Origin of the sequence: Clostridium sp. TF06-15AC (assembly GCF_003481165.1) — a bacterium.
GTDB lineage: Bacteria > Bacillota > Clostridia > Lachnospirales > Lachnospiraceae > Otoolea > Otoolea fessa.
In genome coordinates this window covers 316,842-334,577 of the sequence record NZ_QUKS01000002.1, presented here as the reverse complement: position 1 = coordinate 334,577, position 17,736 = coordinate 316,842, and the positions used below count along the sequence as shown (strand labels likewise).

Here is a 17,736-nt window from a genome sequence, read left to right as displayed (position 1 = left end):
TTTGTCACGACAGATCCGCCAGCTCCCGCAGCCGCGTTATGACACGCCACTTTCGTTTTCAAGCGCATCCGCCATGCACAGGCATTTTTACTCTTTCCCATAATACAGATCCAGATACTTCTCATCGATACGTTTCAGCTCGCTTCTCGGCAGGATGGAAAGCAGTTTCCAGCCAATCCGCAGCGTCTCCTCGATATCGCGGTCCGTATTGTAGCCCTGGGAAACATATTCTTTTTCAAAGGCGTCCGCAAATTTTGCATAGATTAAGTCAACATCGGACAATGCCGCCTCGCCCAGGATCACCATGAGTTCCTTCGCTTCCTTGCCGCGCGCATACGCCGCAAAGAGCTGGTTTAAGGTGTTCGAATGGTCGGCACGCGTCTTGCCCTCGCCGATTCCCTTATCTTTCAGACGGGACAGCGACGGAAGTACGTCAATCGGCGGTGTGATGCCCTTGCGGTACAGATCACGGCTTAAGATAATCTGTCCCTCGGTAATATATCCGGTTAAGTCCGGGATCGGGTGCGTCTTGTCATCCTCCGGCATGGTTAAGATCGGAATCATCGTGATCGAACCATTCTTGCCTCTCTGGCGTCCGGCTCTCTCATACAGGGATGCAAGATCCGTGTACATATAACCCGGATAACCGCGGCGCCCCGGAACTTCCTTGCGGGCAGCCGAAATCTCTCGCAGCGCATCCGCGTAGTTCGTGATATCCGTCAGGATAACGAGAACGTGCATATTTTTCTCAAATGCCAGATACTCGGCAGCCGTCAGCGCCATACGCGGGGTCGCGATACGCTCAACCGCCGGATCGTTTGCCAGGTTGATAAACAGGACGGTACGGTCGATCGCGCCCGTCTCCTTAAAGCTCTCGGTAAAGAAATGCGCTTCCTCAAAGGTGATACCCATCGCCGCAAAGACAACGGCAAACGGTTCGTCCGTGCCGCGCACCTTCGCCTGTCTCGCAATCTGGGCTGCCAGATTCGCATGCGGCAGACCGGACGCCGAGAAAATCGGCAGTTTCTGACCGCGGACCAGTGTATTCAGACCATCGATCGCGGAAACACCCGTCTGGATAAACTCCTGCGGATAGCTTCTCGCCGCCGGGTTCATCGGCAGACCATTGATATCGCGGCGTTCCTCCGGCAGGATCTCCGGACCGCCGTCGATTGGATTGCCCAGACCGTCAAAGACGCGTCCCAGCATATCCTCCGATACGCCAAGCTCCATCGTTCTGCCTAAAAAACGCACCTTACTATTTGAAAGGTTGATACCCGTGGAACTCTCAAAAAGCTGTACCAGCGCATTGCCGCCGTCGATCTCCAGCACCTTGCAGCGTCTCTTTTCGCCGCTCGCCAGCTCGATCTCGCCCAACTCATCATAGGTAACATTTTCCACGCCCTGCACCAGCATCAGAGGACCTGCAACCTCCTGTATGGTTCTATATTCTTTCGGCATTTAGAATGCCCCCTTTCCAGCCGCATCGGCAACCTCTTTCGCAAGTTCATCGAGGACCGCCTGATACTCTTTCTCCACGTCTTCTGCCTTCGTATATTTAAAACGTCCGATCTGCTCGCGCACCGGCATCTTGATGAGATTCTGGATGGAAGCGCCGCCTTCCAGCGCTTTCTTCGACTGCTCATAGAACGCCAGCACCAGCTTCATCATGCGGAACTGTTTCTGCAGTGGTGTATACGTGTCAATCTCATGGAAGGAGTTCTGATGCAGGAAATCCTCACGGATCGAGCGCGCCGCTTCCATTTTCAGGCGGTCGATCGGGGACAGTGCATCCATGCCGACCATCTTTACGATCTCCTCCAGCTCTGCCTCTTCCTGCAGAAGGCTCATAAGACCCTGGCGGCAGCTCATCCACTCATCCGATACATTCTCATCAAACCATTTTCCCAGATTGTCCACATACAGGGAATAGCTGGTCAGCCAGTTGATCGCCGGGAAATGGCGCTTGTATGCCAGCGCTGAATCGAGTCCCCAGAATACCTTGACGATACGCAGCGTCGCCTGGGAAACCGGCTCGGAAATATCGCCGCCTGGCGGGGATACGGCTCCGATTGCGGACAGCGCGCCCTCGCGTCCGTCCCTGCCAAGGCAGATGACATGACCGGCACGCTCATAGAACTGTGCCAGACGGCTTCCTAAGTAGGCCGGATAACCTTCCTCGCCCGGCATCTCTTCCAGACGTCCCGACATCTCTCGCAGTGCCTCCGCCCATCGGGAGGTGGAATCCGCCATCAGTGCCACCGAATAACCCATGTCGCGGAAATACTCTGCGATCGTGATACCCGTGTAAATCGATGCCTCGCGGGCTGCTACCGGCATATCCGAAGTATTGGCAATCAGCACGGTCCGCTGCATCAGGGAGTGCCCGGTCTTTGGATCCTTTAACTCCGGGAACTCATTTAAAACATCCGTCATCTCGTTGCCGCGCTCACCGCAGCCGATGTAAACAACAATGTCCGCTTCCGCCCATTTCGCCAGCTGGTGCTGGATGACGGTCTTGCCGCTTCCGAACGGTCCCGGTACGGCTGCCACGCCGCCCTTGGCGATCGGGAAGAATGCGTCAACGACACGCTGTCCGGTGATCAGCGGTTTTACCGGCGGCAGCTTCGTCTGGTACGGACGTCCGCGCCGAACCGGCCATTTCTGCATCATTGTAAGCTCTTTTTCGCCGTTTTCCGTCTCAATGACCGCTACAGTTTCCTCCACCGTAAATTCACCGCTCTTGATCTCTTTGACGGTACCTTTTACACCATACGGCACCATAATCTTATGCTCAATGATCAGCGTCTCCTGCACGGTACCGATGATGTCGCCTGCTTCCACGCTGTCGCCCGCTTTCACGGTCGGCACAAACTGCCATTTCTTATCACGCTTTAAAGACGGAACCTCAACGCCGCGCTTTAAGTTGTTGCTGCCCGTCTCCTTCATGATATCGTCCAGCGGCCGCTGGATTCCATCGTAGATACTCGTCAGGAGTCCCGGTCCCAGTTCAACCGAAAGCGGCACATCCATCGACTCTACCGGCTCGCCAGGTCCTAAACCGGAAGTCTCCTCATATACCTGAATCGACGCTTCATCTCCGTGAATCTCTATGATCTCGCCAATCAGACGTTCGTCGCTGACGCGGACGACGTCAAACATATTGGCATTCCGCATCCCGCTGGCGATAACCAGCGGTCCTGCTACCTTCTTTATCGTTCCTTTGCTCATTGGAAGGTTTCACCCACCTTTCTATCATGCATCTCCAAACAGAATATCCGATCCAACTGCCTGTTCCACCGAATGCTTGACCGACTCCACGCCTTTTCCCGTATTCCCGGAAATCCCCGGAATCAGGATCACAGACGGAAGCGGCTGTTCCCGGTAGCGGTCGATGGCTGTCTCAATCCCGGCAGCCGCCGCCTCGGTGATATAGATCACCGCGTAGGAACCAGAAGCCAGTTCCAGAAATACTTTCTCCGTCTCTTTTACATCGGACACCGGAAATGTCTCCAGTCCCAGCGCCGCAAATCCGTAGATGCTGTCGTAATCTCCGACTACTGCAACCTTATACATACATCTCCCTTATCCTTTCCCGAATCTGTTCCTCCTCAAGACCGTTCAGACGGGCGGTCAGGATGATACGGACCGTTTTAATCTCATTTTCCTTCGCCAGCACATAGGCAACCAGCGGTCCCGCCGTAAACGGGTTGTATTTCTGCGGCTTGATCGTCTCGATCAACTGATTGTCACACCACCGCTCAAACGCCGACGGCGATTCCTTTAATGCCTGCGCGCCGCCCGCATAGCGGGTTCCTTCCAGATACTCGCAGATCGCGCCGGCGCCGCCAAGAGCTGCCTGTGACAGGCGCTCGATATTCAAGCTATCGCACGGTGTCATCGCGCGCCGCATAAAATCCAAATGTTTTCCTGTCTTCTGGGATCGCACCGCTATCTTGATATCCGCCACCGCGACCGTCGTCTCGGCATAATCGCGGATGATCGCGTCGGACGCATTCTTTCCGCACTCATAGATAGCTGCGAGCGCTGCCCGGTCAACAATGATATCGCAAAGCTGCCCGTCGCCCGTGTGCAGAAATGTCTCGCTGGCTTCCTTCGCCGCCTCCCGCATATGTTCCGGAAGCGCCTGCCAGTCCTTCTCCGCCACGATCTTCGCCATCCGCACGCCGTCCACCTCGCAGTCGTCAAAATAGACATTGCCGTGGCTGCCCGGCGCCGCCGCATCCTTGATCGCCGCCTTTAAATTGTGGTAGAGATCCCCGTAGGAAAGCACTGCCAGGATCGCGTCGTCGCCCTTCAAAAGGTCGCGGACCGTCTCCCAGGTTTTCGTCTTCTCCCGGGTCAGGATCGCCTCCGCGCTGAGCGGTGTATCTGCATCCCCCCAGCCGTGTTCGGTCAGGAAACGCAGTGCCCCCTCGTAGCTTTTTACGGACAGCAGCTGTTCAATCTGTGCGGAGGAAAAAAGCCCATTTTCCAGTGCCCGGATCCGGGCGACCGCGTAGGCATATTTTGTATCAGACATATAAGCCCTCCTTACCTTCTCCCGCCGTTATCCAAACAGCATCGCATGTACCTTGTCCGCCAGCTCATCCCGCTGCGACGCAAACAACGCCCCGGCAGAACAATTTTCCTCGACACCGCCATACACCAGAACAAAGCCCCCGTCGATCTCCCTTGGTTCTTTTTTCAGTACCAGGCTTCCGCCCTTTTCCTGCGCCGTCTTCTCTATCTTTGCCGGAAAATCATCCGGCATCCGCTCTAAATCACGTTTTGAAACATAGATTTCTCCTGCTCGATCCGTCACGAACCGGGAAAGAAGCTGCTCCATCCATGCAAAATACGCCTCATCCGGCTTTGCCAGCAGCTCCTTGTGTGCCGCCGCAAGCATTTCCTCGATGATCGCCTGCTTTGCCGCAAGGATCGCCTGGCGCTTCTTTAGCGCCGCCGAAGAACGAAGCCGTTCCTCATAGCTTTTTTCACGCTGCGCCGCCGATTTCGCCTGCTCTTCCTCCAGCTTTTTTACCTTTTCACCGGCTGCCGCAAGGGTCGTCTCCGCTTCGCCGGCTGCTTTTTCCTGAATCGCAAGCGATTCCTGCTTTGCATCGTCAAGGATCTGAGCAATAATCTTATCTAATCCATTCATACGCTTCACTCCTTAACTGATTTTGATTCTTTCCGCCGTGCCAGATTACAGTGCATTGATTGCCAGAATCGAAACCAGAAGTGCCAGAATCGCATAGGTCTCAACCATCGCCGGGAACAGCATCGCTTTACCAAACTGTTCCGGTTTCTTCGCTACGATACCGATGGAAGCAACCGACGTTCTTCCCTGATGTCTCGCCGATACCAGACCAACCACGCCGATCGGAAGGCATGCTGCCAGATATAAGAGTCCCTGGGAGATCGACATGCTCATGTCAGCGCCGTCGCCAAGAAGACCAATCTTAGAAAGAGCGATGAAACCAACCAGCAGACCGTAGATACCCTGGGTACCCGGAAGCAGCTGGAGCAGAAGCACCTTCGCGAATTTATCCGGATCCTCGGTTACGACTCCGGCTGCTGCCTGACCTGCCACGCCTACGCCGTAGGCTGAACCCATACCTGCAAGAATAACCGCCACTGCAACTCCCAACAATGCAAATACAATTCCGCTCATATTTAATCCTCCTTGATTTCCACGTATTTTGTTATCTGCTTAAACGGACGGAACGCCTTTCCGCCACCCTCATAGAACTTTCCGAAAAACTCGACGTACTGCAGACGGCAGGTATGCACATACGCGCCGAGCAGGTTGATCGCCAGGTTAAACAGGTGTCCAAAGCAGAATACCAGTATAAATACAATCACGCCAAATACATTATTTCCAACCATACTTCCCATCTGGTTGATAACCGATGCGATAACGCCGGTTGCCAGTCCGAGCGCCAGAAGGCGCGAGTAGGAAAGCACATCCGACACCCATCCGGTAATATTGTACAAATCATATGCGCCAAGCGCCAGCCGCAGGATCGGATTCTTCTTGTCGCGCGCCGACATCACCAGAATTCCCAGCGCGCCCACGATCGCCATTCCCTTTGCCAGCGAATTAAGCACCGGCGGGAATACGATATTCATCTGCGCGATGGAACCAAACAGTTCCGTCGGAAGCAGCATCAGGATCAGCCCCAGAAGCAGGAGGTACCAGAGTACCACGTCGCAGATAAAATCCACAACCTTGCCATCCTTTAAGAGCATATATCCTTTCAGTCCCAGCCCCAGGAATAAGTGAATCACGCCAAATAACATCGAATAAACCAAAAGCTTCATCGGGTCATTTAGCGGGACAAACCAGAGCGCCGGTATCGTCACCGTATGTCCAAAATATGTCCGGCTCACGATGTCCACCGCATCTCCGAAATAACCGCCGAACATGACGCCCCAGAACAGGGTCGAAAGTCCGCAGTACATAAAGAGCCGCAGTGATTTCCGCAGGTTTTCTTCCATCCTTGGAAATTTCTTAAGTGCCAGGAAGCACATCAAAAATACAATAAATCCGTATGCCGCATCTGAAAGCATCAGACCAAACAAAAATACATAGCACGCTGCCATGATGCCGGTCGGGTCCATCTCCCCCTTCGCCGGTAAGCCAAAGGACGCGGTCACGCCCTCCGCCGACGCCGCGAAGGTTCCGTTGGAGAGAAGCACCGGTGCTTCCTCATCCTCCGGCACATCCGAACTTTCCACTGCAAGTTCAAACCGGCTATTCAGCTTCTCCTCCAGTCCTTTCGCATCGCGCTTCGGGATAAATCCCGTGATCATACACGTTTTTTCCGACTGTAAGATCTCGCCGAGCGCCTCATACTTCTGTGCCCTCAGGCGGTAATAGTCGGATAACAATTTCAAATCTTCCCGCGCCGGAGCGCACTGTTTCAGTTCTTCTTCCGTCGCTGCCGCGCGTCCCTCATGCTCTGCCGCCTGCGCTTTGAGTTTCTTGGCGTAAGCTGCCGGAACTTCCTCCACCGGACGCGCCGGACGGGCAAATCCAATCGACCGGAGTGCTGTCTCCAGCTTCTCCTCGTCCTCTTTCAGGCAAATTACCGCAATGCAGGTCTGGTCGGCGTCGCTTCCGACAACCTCCAGCTCCCATTTTTCAAGCTGCGGCTCCTGTTTTGCCACCGAAGCGTAAATTTCTTCCTGCGTATAAGCGCCTCCACCGACCGCGCCAGCTAAGATAGCACACCGTTTCGTCTCCTGATACGCAAGTGGAATCTCCAGCTTCTGCCACGGTTTCAGGCTTTCCGCCTCCGCCAGCAGTCTAAGCGCCGCAGTCTTTTCCTCCGCGATCTGCTTTTGCAGGTTCAAAATGCGTTCCGCCTGACCTAAAAGTGCCTCTGCGTTCGCCTCCGTCTCCCGGTACGCGCCTGCCTTTGCAAGCGGCTTTCCGGCAAGCCCAGCAAGCATCGATGTTTCCTCCGGAACCACCGCGGCAAGCACTTCCAATGCGCGGTCCGCCGTCGCCGCATTCCGCTCAAACTTCTGCCGATCCTCCAGCGTGTCCGTCCGCTTAAATACCTCGTCCGGCTCCGCCTCCGCAGAGAGCTCCAGCACTCCGGCAGCCTGCAGAAACTCCATCAGGGACTTACGGTCCTTCTTCAGGGCACAGATACATAGCTTTTGCATCTGCAATACTGCCATATCTACATCCCTCCATTCACTAGACCAGTTCCGCTATGAGCCGGTCAACCACCTCCGGTTTCCGTCTGTCCGCCGTCTCTCTGAGCGTCTGACACTCCGCCTCGGCTTCTGCCAGTGCCTGTTTTACGTACTCCTCCCCTCTGAGAGTCAGTTCTTCTTCCTGCTTCACAGCTGCTTCTTTCCCCCTTTTCTGTGCATCTGCGAGCATTCGATCCGCTTCTGCCTCCGCCTCCGCCTTAACGCGGCGTGCATCCTCCGAAGCCTGCGCGACCAGTTCCGATGCCTTCGCCTCTGCGTCCTCGACCGCCTGGATCGTCTCCTTGATCATTGAACCACCACCTTTTCCCCTAATTTTTTTTCAACAATAATGCAATATCCTTATTATGTTTCACATCCTCCCATTCCATACAATTCGCTGATTCGAAGCATCAAAAGCACATGGAAAATAAATAAGTTTTCTCGCATTTGTATACTATTATAACTTTTTCAATCAGTTTTGTCTATTAAATGTTTTAATTTTGAAAAGATTATACATACATCTTAATTTATGAAAAAAAATTTCGGTTCTCATGAAAAACTGTGTTTGTTTCCACAAAAAAAGCTGCCAGACAATTGTTGCTCTTCCACAAACCACTGTCTGGCAGTCCCCTATTATATATTTATTTTTATGCGAGCCATCCGATCGAATTAAGGAAATAGACCCACAAAAAGATCGTCACAACCGAGGCGACCGTGCTCAGCACGACAAACTGTCCCGCCAGCTCGCCGTCGCCGCCCATGTTCTGCGCCATCGCATAGGACGCCGTCGCAACCGGAGTCGCGTACATTTCAAAGTAAACAAAACGTTCCACACCGGAAAAGCCGAGCAGCGTCGCAACCGCCAGAATCACTGCCGGCAGGATCACCATCTTGACGGTCATCGACGGAACCACATATTTCAAATTGCCGCCGATCGCATTGAAATGCAGCGTTCCGCCCAGTACGAACAGTGCCAGCGGCGTTGTCAGATTGGCAAACTGCTTGATCGGTCCTTCCACAGAAACCGGAAGTTTAATCCCCAACATATGGAAGATAAAGCCCATGAGCGCACCGCGGATCATCGGATTTTTCAGGATATTCTTAATCAAAACGAAAACCGGGACCTTGCCGCCCCGGAACAATTCCAGAATCACGACCGCCGTTATGTTGTAGACCGGAATCACGATCGCCACCATCATCGTCGCCAGCAGTGTTCCCTCCTCACCGAACACGCTGGTTGCCAGCGGAATGCCGAACAGGACAAAATTGCTGCGGTAAATCGCCTGGATGATAACGCCGCGCCGCTCATTTTCCTTTACCAGACGCGGAACCACAGCAAGCAGAACCGCCTGCAAAAGCAGCACGCTGATAATGGCGACTGCCACCAGACGCAGATTTAATGTCATTCCCTCCGGAATGGAATACAGGTTGTTAAACATCAGAATCGGAAAGAATGCCTGAAAGATCACTTTATTCAGGCGCTTCATAAAATCCTCATCCGCCAGCCCCGACATCCTGACTCCATATCCAAATGCGATATAAAGCAGAAACGGAAGGACTGTATTAAGTGCAAATAAAAAATTTTCCATATAATTCCTGCCACTTTCTTCTTAATTGCTTTGTTCTGGACGCGGTTTCTATCCAGTCAGGCCGCACCCCTTTAATCACCAGATTTATTATATACCCCATCCAAGAAATCGACAAGAAAAATTCAAGCGCGCCAGCCTCATAAACAGTTCCGAAAAAGTTTCGAATTATGTAATACTCGTTTAGATTTATTTTAGATATTGGTCAAAATATGGACACAATTATCCAGTATTATAATGGCATAACATCAATGAGGCAGATGGCACTAAGAAATGCGCGCAATTGTTATCTGGCTCGACTAACAACAATTTCCTTTATATAGATATTTCTTCGCAGTCTTTTATCCCCCTTCGGCTGTGAAGAACACCCACCTTGGGTACAAAAAAGAGACGGTTTGACGCCGTCTCTTTTTATGTACTCTGCAAACTACCAGGAAAGCACCTCATGGCCATCCTCGGTTACCAGCACCTGAATCTCCCACTGGGCGGATGCTTTTCCATCCTTCGTGTATACACTCCAGTCGTCATCGCCGTCCACGAATACTTCCTCGGTTCCCTCGTTGATCATCGGCTCGATCGTGAACATCATGCCCGGTGCAAACATCATGCCGGTGCCTCTCTGACCAATATAGCCAACCCACGGATCCTCATGGAACTCGATACCAACGCCGTGACCACCGATCTCTCGAACCACAGAATAACCATTTTCTTCCGCATGCTTCTGGACCGCTTCCGCCATATCGCCCATGAAGCCCCACGGTTTTACCTGCTCCAGACCTAATTCCACGCACTCTTTGACAACGTCCACCAGTTTTTTATGTTCCGGGCTGACATTTCCGATGCAGAACATACGGGAAGAATCCGCATAATAGCCGTGATAAATGGTCGAAACATCCACGTTGATGATATCGCCATCCTTTAATACGACATCCGCTGACGGAATGCCGTGGCAGACCTGATCATTGATGGATGTGCACACGCTCTTCGGGAATCCTTCATAGCCAAGCGGCGCCGGAATTCCGCCCATGCGGGTCGTCTCATTGTATACCCACTGATCGATCTCCTCGGTTGTGACGCCAGCTTTGATATGCTCAGCCACATAGTCCAGAACTGCCACATTGATCTTGCAGCTCTCGCGGATCCCCTCGATCTGCTCCGGGGTCTTGATCATGTCGTGATCCGGAATCTGGTGTCCGGCATCCGCCGCCTCCATCAGCCTCTCATCAAATGCCTCATGGCAATGTTTGTACTTCTTTCCACTTCCACACCAGCACAGATCATTTCTTCCTAATTTTTTCATCTTATTTTCATTCCTTTCGCCCTGCACTCCGGCAGCCCGTTTGTCACTCTCTAACAGGCGGGTCAGCCTGCTTCCCTCATTCGGGAGACTGTTTGGAGTTTAACACACCGACGCTGAAAATGCAATGAAATCGCCCTTATCCAGCCAGATTCTCAATAATTGTGTTACTGTTTTTATCCCAAATTTTCACGATTTTTTCAACTTTTTAACAGTCTTCCTCTCTATTTTTCAGAAGAAACATTGTATAATAGAAACATCCATATGAATTTTTTGAAAGGAGACTTTCTTTATTTAAATGAAACATTCAAGTAAACCTTCTGTTTCTGGAACTTCCAATGAAACTTTCCTGAAAACAGAATCAGCCAGCAGCCTTCAAGGTTCAGCCGAACCCAACTCTCCGGATACCAGCACTTCCAATGGCAGCGAAACATATCCACACAAAATTGACGCCTTAAAAAATTGGTTCCGGACCCGCCCGATCGTTGAAAAATTCTGTGCGCTTCCGACATACATACAGAGCTGGGGACTTACCCTGTTTTTCATGGGTACCGCCACGATCATCGCGTTCTGCTTTTTTCATGCGCTCAAAAATCCGACTGCCAACATCGCGCTAACATACATTCTGGCGGTCTTTTTGGTAGCGCGTTTTACGGACGGATACAGCTTCGGTCTGTTCTCCTCCTTTGTCGGCGTTGTCTGCGTCAATTTTCTGTTCACGTATCCGTATTTCGCGCTGGATTTCACGATGGCCGGCTATCCGATTACCTTCGTGGCAATGTTTTCAATTTCCAGCATTACAAGCGCCATCACAAGCAACATGAAAACACAGGCGCGCGTGCTGGCAGAACGTGAAAAGATGCTGATGGAAGCGGAAAAAGAAAAGATGCGGGCGAACCTGCTGCGGGCAATCTCCCATGACCTCCGCACCCCGCTTACCAGCATCATCGGTTCCAGTACCGTATATCTGGAAAATGGCAGCAGCCTCCCGGAGGTTGAGAAAAATGCGCTGGTACGCCATATTCTTGAGGACTCTAACTGGCTCTTAAACATGGTTGAAAACCTGCTCTCCGTCACGCGTATCAACAATGAGACGGCAAAGGTAACTAAGACCTCAGAACCGGTCGAGGAAGTTCTCTCCGAGGCGATGATCCGCTTAAAAAAGAGACTTCCAGATGCCAATATCCATGTGCGCGTGCCGGAGGAATTCCTGATGGTCCCGATGGACGCCGTCCTCATCGAACAGGTTCTCATCAACCTGCTGGAAAATGCCGTTGTCCATGCTGAAAGCACCGAGCCGATCGAGTGCTATGTGGAATCACTTTCCGACTATGCGATTTTCCACGTGCGCGATTACGGCGTCGGCATCCCGCCGGAGAAGCTGGCAACCATCTTTGACGGCTCTTCTTCCACGACCAGCACTTCGCCGGATGGACGAAAGGGCATGGGAATCGGGCTTTCCATCTGTAAAACGATCATTCTCGCCCACGGCGGCGAAATCAAGGCAATCAACCACACGCGCGGTGCCGAATTTTACTTTACCCTTCCAAAGGAGGACAAATAACATGACACATAAACTTTCTATTTTATTAGTAGAAGATGAAAAAAACATCTGCGACTTCATCTCCACCTCCCTGTCCGCACAGGATTACCGCATTTCCACCGCACACACGGGAAAAGAAGCACTTCCGATCATCACGTCCCAGTGCCCGGATCTGATTCTCCTCGACCTGGGGCTTCCAGACATGGACGGCATAGAGATCATCCGCCAGGTCCGCACCTGGTCCAGCGTCCCGATCATCGTCCTCTCCGCCCGCACGCAGGAACAGGAAAAGGTACGTGCGCTCGACCTTGGCGCGGATGATTATCTGACCAAGCCGATCGGCACCTCCGAGCTTCTCGCGCGCATCCGGACTGCCCTGCGCCACAGCAACCGCCTAAACACAGCTTCTCCGCTTTATAAGCGCCCATTCCATGCAAAGGGACTGACGATCGATTTTGAAAAACATCTGGTATCGGTTGATGGAAAGGATGTCCATCTGACGCAGATCGAGTTTAAGATTATCTCCCTGCTGGCACAGAATTCCGGCAGGGTCATGACGTATGATACGATTATTTCGAATATCTGGGGGCCGTATGCGGACGATGATAACAGTATTCTGCGCGTGAATATGGCACATATTCGAAGGAAACTGGAGCAGAATCCAGCGGAACCGCAGTATGTGTTTACAGAGATTGGGATTGGATATCGGATGATTGAGGATGAGATGCAGTAATAGATAGATTGATTGTCGTGATGCGGAAAGAGGCGTCCGGGAATCTGCGCCGCCTGCGTCTCCAATTATCATTGTTCGCTTGCTTTCGCTACATCTGTTCGTCTGGATCGGACAAAAATGTCTGCCCCAGCCGGACAGCTGGCGTGGGATGCGTACAATCGATAATTGGAACGCTGGCTCTACAGATTCCCGGACGCCACTTTCCTCTTGTTATGTTATGGATCGCTTTTTCCTGCCAGCCTTTGCTTTGCTCGGCTGGCTTTTGATTGTCTATTTTTGTTTTTGTCTGTTTTTTATTCTACTTCGCTTTCAATGACTCCATCGTATAAACCAATTAAGTCTTCATAGCCATCCGTGGATGGAAGGGTCACTACGACCGGCTCGCCCGGGTTCTGGACTTCGGTCTCCATCAGAGTAATGCAGGTCATCGGCTGGTCGAGAACTTCCATGTTGTATACGATATAGTTTGTCATATAGATAATGTAATCATTATCATCCAGCACGTAAGCACCTTTCATTTCCTGGATGTTCATGTCCAGATTGGTGTCGGTGCCGAGTGTGTTCATCACGGTTCCGAGGGCTTCTTTGACGTTCTTGTTTAGCTTCTTTGTATTGGCCTCATATGCCAGCACACGTTTTCCATTGACCTCGTTTAAGGAGATTCCCTTCATATAGCTTGATTCCATATTGCTGGTGGTGACTCCGGTCTGGATGGAGGATACGATCTGCTCTAGCGGCATCGGGTATTTCAGCTTGACACCGTTGGAATCTACGTAATAGTAGCCGTCCGTATAAAAGACCTGCGAATAGCTGTCCTGTCCCAGCATCGAGGACGCAACCTGTGCCAGGTACTTGAGATCGGTGGCATCCTGCATATCCATCTCTGCGTGCATCGCCATATCAACCTTCATTTGACCGTCCGGAATGACATCCCTTGCAAGTACGACCGAATGGACGCCGCTCTGAATCTCCACAGACTGAATCGTATTGTTCTTCTCCATCACCCGGTCAAATACTTCCGCCGGATTTTCAGCTGCAAATGCGGTTGTTGACATTGTCATAATGGCTGCTGCACTCACAAGTGCGGTTGCTAATTTTTTCATTCCTATTCCCTCCTGTAAACCATTTTTCGAACCATGTCGGCAATCCACTTTATTCCAGAACTTTATTCTCTGAAACATGGAACTCACACCGGCTTTATCTCCAGTATATATAATTTGACAACGCTTGTAAAGCGTATCTACGGGCACTTTTCCTTCCGATTGTTATACACAAACATGAAAATTGCCATCAGACAGATAATTCCATATCCGAGGAAACTCCAGCCGTCCGGCACCTGCCCGAAGATGAAGAAACCGAGCATCGTCGAGAAGATCAGCTGCGAATAATCGTAGATGGAAATACGGCTCGCCGGGGAATAGCGGTATGCCGCCGTGATCGCAAACTGTCCGCCCGCCGCCGCGCAGCCCGCCAAAAGCAGGATCCCCGCCTGCTGCCAGGTCATCGGATGATAGCCAAAAACCAGCCACGGCAGCACAACCACACAGGAAAATACCGAGAAAAACAGCACGATTACCGGTCCCTTTTCTCCTGCCTCTCCCAGTTTCCGCACCATCGTGTACGCCGCGCCAGCACAGATTCCGCCGAAAAAGCCTAACAGTGACGGCACAAGTGCCAGATTGGAGAATGTCGGCTTTACCACAAATATACTGCCGAGAAACGCACCGAAAATCAGCGAAAACTGAATCGGCATAACCTTTTCCTTTAAGATCAGCCAACTGAACAGCACTGTAAAAAACGGTGACATTTTATTTAGAATCGATGCGTCCGCCAGCACCAGATGATCCACCGCATAAAAGTTACACAGGACTCCCAGCGTACCGAAAATTGACCGCATCAGAAAATACGGCAGATTTTCCCTGCGGATACGAAACGGCTCTCCCGCCCGCAAAAGCAAAACAACCGCTGCCAGCGCCGCCACCAGATTGCGGAAAAAGCTCTTCTGCATCGATGGCAGATCGCCCGCCAAATGTACAAACATGCTCATCAGCGCAAAGCAGAACGCAGACAGCACCAGGCAGGCAATTCCCCGATACTCCTGCTTCCGGCTGTCCGGATGATTTTCTACCATGTTTTCCTTCCCCTTTCCATCTTCCTACCTTCCAGTATACGCACATCCCACATTTTTGTCTATTCTTGACACAAATTTGTTTCCATACTAAAATAGAGAAACCATTAACAACACTATCATTTGTAAGGAGCCTGTTATTTTGCTGAAATTATTCCATTCCCTCGATTTAAAACTAAAATCCTGCCTGATTGCACTGTTTGGAAGTGCATTTCTGGCATTTGGCCTGTACCATGTCCATTCCTTTTCCGGTGTCACCGAGGGCGGTGTCTTAGGAATGACGCTTCTGCTTGATCACTGGTTCCATATCTCCCCATCCGTGTCCGGCTTCATCATGAACCTCGCCTGCTACGCGATGGGATGGAAACTTCTGGGGCGGCAGTTCATCGCCTACTCCATTCTTTCCAGCGCCAGCTTCTCCCTGTCTTACCGGATCTGTGAGCAGTTTCCGCCCCTGTGGCCGCAGCTTGCCGATATGCCGCTTGCCGCATCCCTGCTCGGCGCGGTCTTCGTCGGCGTCGGTGCCGGGCTCTGCGTGCGGATCGGCGGTGCCCCGGGCGGGGACGATGCGCTTGCGATGAGCCTTTCCCACGTGACGCACATCAAAATCCAGTGGATCTACCTCCTGTCCGATTTTGCTGTACTGGTGCTTTCACTGAGCTACATTCCGTTAAACCGCATGGTATATTCCATCCTCACGGTACTCCTGTCCGGACAGATCATCGGGTTTGTGCAGACCGCGGGAACACATCCAGTGGAAAATATGGAAACTTGATCGTTTTCATACGGTTCTCCCGGTTTCAAACGTGCCTACCCGTGAACAGTAATGAATTTTCTATATTTTTTGATTTTTTTTAAAAAAACGCTTGCCAAATCAACCGACCTATGATATTATATAACTCGTTGAAGCGATGCTTCAGAAATGCGCGAGTGGCTCAGTTGGTGGAGCGCGACCTTGCCAAGGTCGAGGCCGCGGGTTCGAGTCCCGTCTCGCGCTCTTTTTATTTTATAGCGGAAACCTTTTCATTTTCATGAGGGTTTCCGCTATTTTCGTTACTGGTCACAGTTACACTTTTTCTTTTCAAGGGAGTATTTTACCATGATACAAAAAGTAAGTTCTTTTCTCAAAAAGGATACCGTTTTAACCATCGCCCTGGCTCTGGCTGTCCTTTCCATGTTTATCATACCACCGTCCGCCGGATACCTGAAATATCTGGATCTGCACACACTGATCCTGCTCTTTGGCCTGATGACAGCAACCACAGGCCTCCAAAACATCGGTTCCTTTCGACAGCTCGGGGAATTACTGCTGCTTCGAATCCATTCACTCAGGCAGCTGGAACAGCTTCTGATTCTTCTGTGTTTCTTTTCCAGCATGCTGATCACCAACGATGTGGCCTTAATTACCTTCGTTCCATTTGCTCTGGAACTACTGCGGATGGTAAACCGCAAAGACCGGATCGTTCCGGTTGTCGTCTGCCAGACACTGGCAGCCAATCTCGGCAGCATGACAACTCCGGTGGGGAATCCCCAGAACCTGTATCTGTATTCCCACTTTGAGCTTTCACTTGATACATTTATCCGGAGCATCGGTCCATTTTCGCTGCTTTCATTGGTTTTGCTGCTGCTCGTCACAATGTTTACACCAAGGGAGACTATCTCACTAGATACAGCCGGTAGAGATACAACCTCCGATGAGACCTTTCCTAAACGCTGCCTTTTCTGCTGTCTGGGAATGTTTTTCCTGTGCCTTTGCACCGTAGCCGGTCTTCTGCCGCTTCCAATCCTGTTTATCTGCATTCTGGCGATTGGCTGTCTGGCAGACCCGAAGATCTTCTGTCAGGTGGATTACTCTCTCATCCTGACTTTTATCGGATTCTTCATCTTCATCGGGAATCTGAAACACATTCCTGCGGTAAGCTCCCTGCTTTCCAGTATGATCACGGGACACGAAGTGATAGTCTCCGTTCTGGCCAGCCAGGTAATCAGCAACGTTCCGGCCGCCATCCTGTTGTCCGGATTTACCGAAAAAGGAGTTTCCCTTCTGATCGGAACTAACCTCGGCGGTCTCGGCACCCTGATCGCATCCATGGCGAGTCTTATTTCTTACAAATATATCGTCCGCTCCTGCCCAGAGAAAAAAGGAATCTACTTCCGCTGGTTCACGATTGCAAATGCGGGATTTCTAGCAGTCCTGATGGCGGTATATTTTCTGGTTTTTTATAGCATCTGATAAAAAAGAATGTGCCTTGGCACATCCGGGCGTCTCGCGCGGTCGCTTGCGACATGTTCCTGCTTCGCGCGAGTGCACATCCTCGCGGAGCGTTTTTTGTTTCATAGGACGTAATTTCCTATGAAACAAGAAAGCCCCCAGAGCGGCAACTCTGGGGGCTTTCTTAATTTTAAACAACAAAAAAGCGGGTGATGGGAATCGAACCCACGTATCCAGCTTGGAAGGCTGGTGTTCTACCATTGAACTACACCCGCATGATAAATTATGAAATTGTAATGCCCAGAACCGGAATCGAACCAGTGACACGAGGATTTTCAGTCCTCTGCTCTACCAACTGAGCTATCTGGGCATCCTGAGGAATCCTGTGATTCTCATGTTCGCTCTTGTTCAGCGACATGAGTTATTATACTAGAGAGTCTTTTAAATGTCAACTATTTTTTTCTACTTTTCTAAATTTTTTCAAAAACTTTTTCAACTTGCTGTTCCTGCCGCACAGCCAGCGT

Annotated in this window: 16 protein-coding genes and 3 tRNA genes; 5 read left to right on the top strand and 14 right to left on the bottom strand. The window is 51.3% G+C overall.

What is annotated here, in order from left to right:
• Positions 1 to 87: 87 nt before the first annotated feature.
• The 10 genes from DXC57_RS06040 to DXC57_RS05995 all read right to left on the bottom strand — a co-directional run bounded on the left by DXC57_RS06040 (position 88) and on the right by DXC57_RS05995 (position 10,599).
• Entirely contained in the window at positions 88 to 1,461 is a 1,374-nt protein-coding gene (locus DXC57_RS06040; protein ID WP_022358662.1) for a V-type ATP synthase subunit B, read from the bottom strand.
• The gene (locus tag DXC57_RS06035) at positions 1,462 to 3,231 is read right to left on the bottom strand and encodes a V-type ATP synthase subunit A (protein ID WP_118651609.1); all 1,770 of its coding nucleotides are present in this window, start codon (positions 3,229 to 3,231) and stop codon (positions 1,462 to 1,464) included.
• Between the two features lie 24 nt (positions 3,232 to 3,255).
• Complete coding sequence (locus DXC57_RS06030; RefSeq protein ID WP_022358664.1) at positions 3,256 to 3,576, bottom strand: V-type ATP synthase subunit F; 321 nt, start codon at positions 3,574 to 3,576, stop codon at positions 3,256 to 3,258.
• The gene (locus DXC57_RS06025; RefSeq protein ID WP_118651607.1) at positions 3,569 to 4,543 is read right to left on the bottom strand and encodes a V-type ATPase subunit; all 975 of its coding nucleotides are present in this window, start codon (positions 4,541 to 4,543) and stop codon (positions 3,569 to 3,571) included. The genes DXC57_RS06030 and DXC57_RS06025 overlap by 8 nt, the downstream gene beginning before the upstream one ends.
• A gap of 27 nt (positions 4,544 to 4,570) precedes the next feature.
• Entirely contained in the window at positions 4,571 to 5,164 is a 594-nt protein-coding gene (locus DXC57_RS06020) for a V-type ATP synthase subunit E (protein WP_118469034.1), read from the bottom strand.
• Between the two features lie 45 nt (positions 5,165 to 5,209).
• Positions 5,210 to 5,677, bottom strand: coding sequence for a V-type ATP synthase subunit K (locus DXC57_RS06015; RefSeq protein ID WP_118651605.1), 468 nt, complete (start codon positions 5,675 to 5,677; stop codon positions 5,210 to 5,212).
• A gap of 2 nt (positions 5,678 to 5,679) precedes the next feature.
• Positions 5,680 to 7,695 carry a V-type ATP synthase subunit I gene (locus tag DXC57_RS06010; protein ID WP_118651603.1) on the bottom strand — a complete coding sequence of 672 codons (2,016 nt, stop codon included), beginning with the start codon at positions 7,693 to 7,695 and terminating at the stop codon, positions 5,680 to 5,682.
• Between the two features lie 19 nt (positions 7,696 to 7,714).
• Positions 7,715 to 8,023, bottom strand: coding sequence for a hypothetical protein (locus tag DXC57_RS06005; RefSeq protein ID WP_107000830.1), 309 nt, complete (start codon positions 8,021 to 8,023; stop codon positions 7,715 to 7,717).
• Between the two features lie 337 nt (positions 8,024 to 8,360).
• Positions 8,361 to 9,302 (bottom strand): AEC family transporter, encoded by a 942-nt coding sequence (locus DXC57_RS06000; protein WP_022358670.1) that lies wholly within the window; start codon positions 9,300 to 9,302, stop codon positions 8,361 to 8,363.
• Positions 9,303 to 9,726: 424 nt separating this feature from the next.
• The gene (locus tag DXC57_RS05995; RefSeq protein WP_118651601.1) at positions 9,727 to 10,599 is read right to left on the bottom strand and encodes a methionyl aminopeptidase; all 873 of its coding nucleotides are present in this window, start codon (positions 10,597 to 10,599) and stop codon (positions 9,727 to 9,729) included.
• Positions 10,600 to 10,894: 295 nt separating this feature from the next.
• On the opposite strand from DXC57_RS05995, the gene DXC57_RS05990 reads away from it, so the two are divergent.
• Together DXC57_RS05990 and DXC57_RS05985 are read left to right on the top strand one after the other, a co-directional pair.
• Complete coding sequence (locus DXC57_RS05990; protein ID WP_118469030.1) at positions 10,895 to 12,160, top strand: DUF4118 domain-containing protein; 1,266 nt, start codon at positions 10,895 to 10,897, stop codon at positions 12,158 to 12,160.
• 1 nt (position 12,161) lies between these two features.
• Positions 12,162 to 12,872, top strand: coding sequence for a response regulator (locus tag DXC57_RS05985; protein WP_118651599.1), 711 nt, complete (start codon positions 12,162 to 12,164; stop codon positions 12,870 to 12,872).
• Positions 12,873 to 13,165: 293 nt separating this feature from the next.
• Here DXC57_RS05985 and DXC57_RS05980 read toward each other — a convergent pair whose 3' ends face one another.
• Positions 13,166 to 13,975: a hypothetical protein gene (locus DXC57_RS05980; RefSeq protein WP_118651597.1), complete on the bottom strand. Its 810-nt coding sequence runs from the start codon at positions 13,973 to 13,975 to the stop codon at positions 13,166 to 13,168.
• Positions 13,976 to 14,112: 137 nt separating this feature from the next.
• Entirely contained in the window at positions 14,113 to 15,003 is an 891-nt protein-coding gene (locus DXC57_RS05975; RefSeq protein ID WP_118651595.1) for a DMT family transporter, read from the bottom strand.
• Positions 15,004 to 15,142: 139 nt separating this feature from the next.
• On the opposite strand from DXC57_RS05975, the gene DXC57_RS05970 reads away from it, so the two are divergent.
• The 3 genes from DXC57_RS05970 to DXC57_RS05960 all read left to right on the top strand — a co-directional run bounded on the left by DXC57_RS05970 (position 15,143) and on the right by DXC57_RS05960 (position 17,233).
• Positions 15,143 to 15,775: a YitT family protein gene (locus tag DXC57_RS05970; protein WP_233430219.1), complete on the top strand. Its 633-nt coding sequence runs from the start codon at positions 15,143 to 15,145 to the stop codon at positions 15,773 to 15,775.
• A gap of 149 nt (positions 15,776 to 15,924) precedes the next feature.
• A tRNA-Gly gene (locus DXC57_RS05965) sits at positions 15,925 to 15,997 on the top strand.
• A 102-nt stretch (positions 15,998 to 16,099) separates the two neighbouring features.
• On the top strand, positions 16,100 to 17,233 hold the full coding sequence (locus DXC57_RS05960; RefSeq protein WP_118651593.1) for an SLC13 family permease: 1,134 nt from the start codon (positions 16,100 to 16,102) through the stop codon (positions 17,231 to 17,233).
• Between the two features lie 183 nt (positions 17,234 to 17,416).
• On the opposite strand, the gene DXC57_RS05955 is transcribed toward DXC57_RS05960, so the two are convergent.
• A tRNA-Gly gene (locus DXC57_RS05955) sits at positions 17,417 to 17,487 on the bottom strand.
• Positions 17,488 to 17,509: 22 nt separating this feature from the next.
• Positions 17,510 to 17,582, bottom strand: a tRNA-Phe gene (locus DXC57_RS05950).
• Between the last annotated feature and the right edge of the window lie 154 nt (positions 17,583 to 17,736).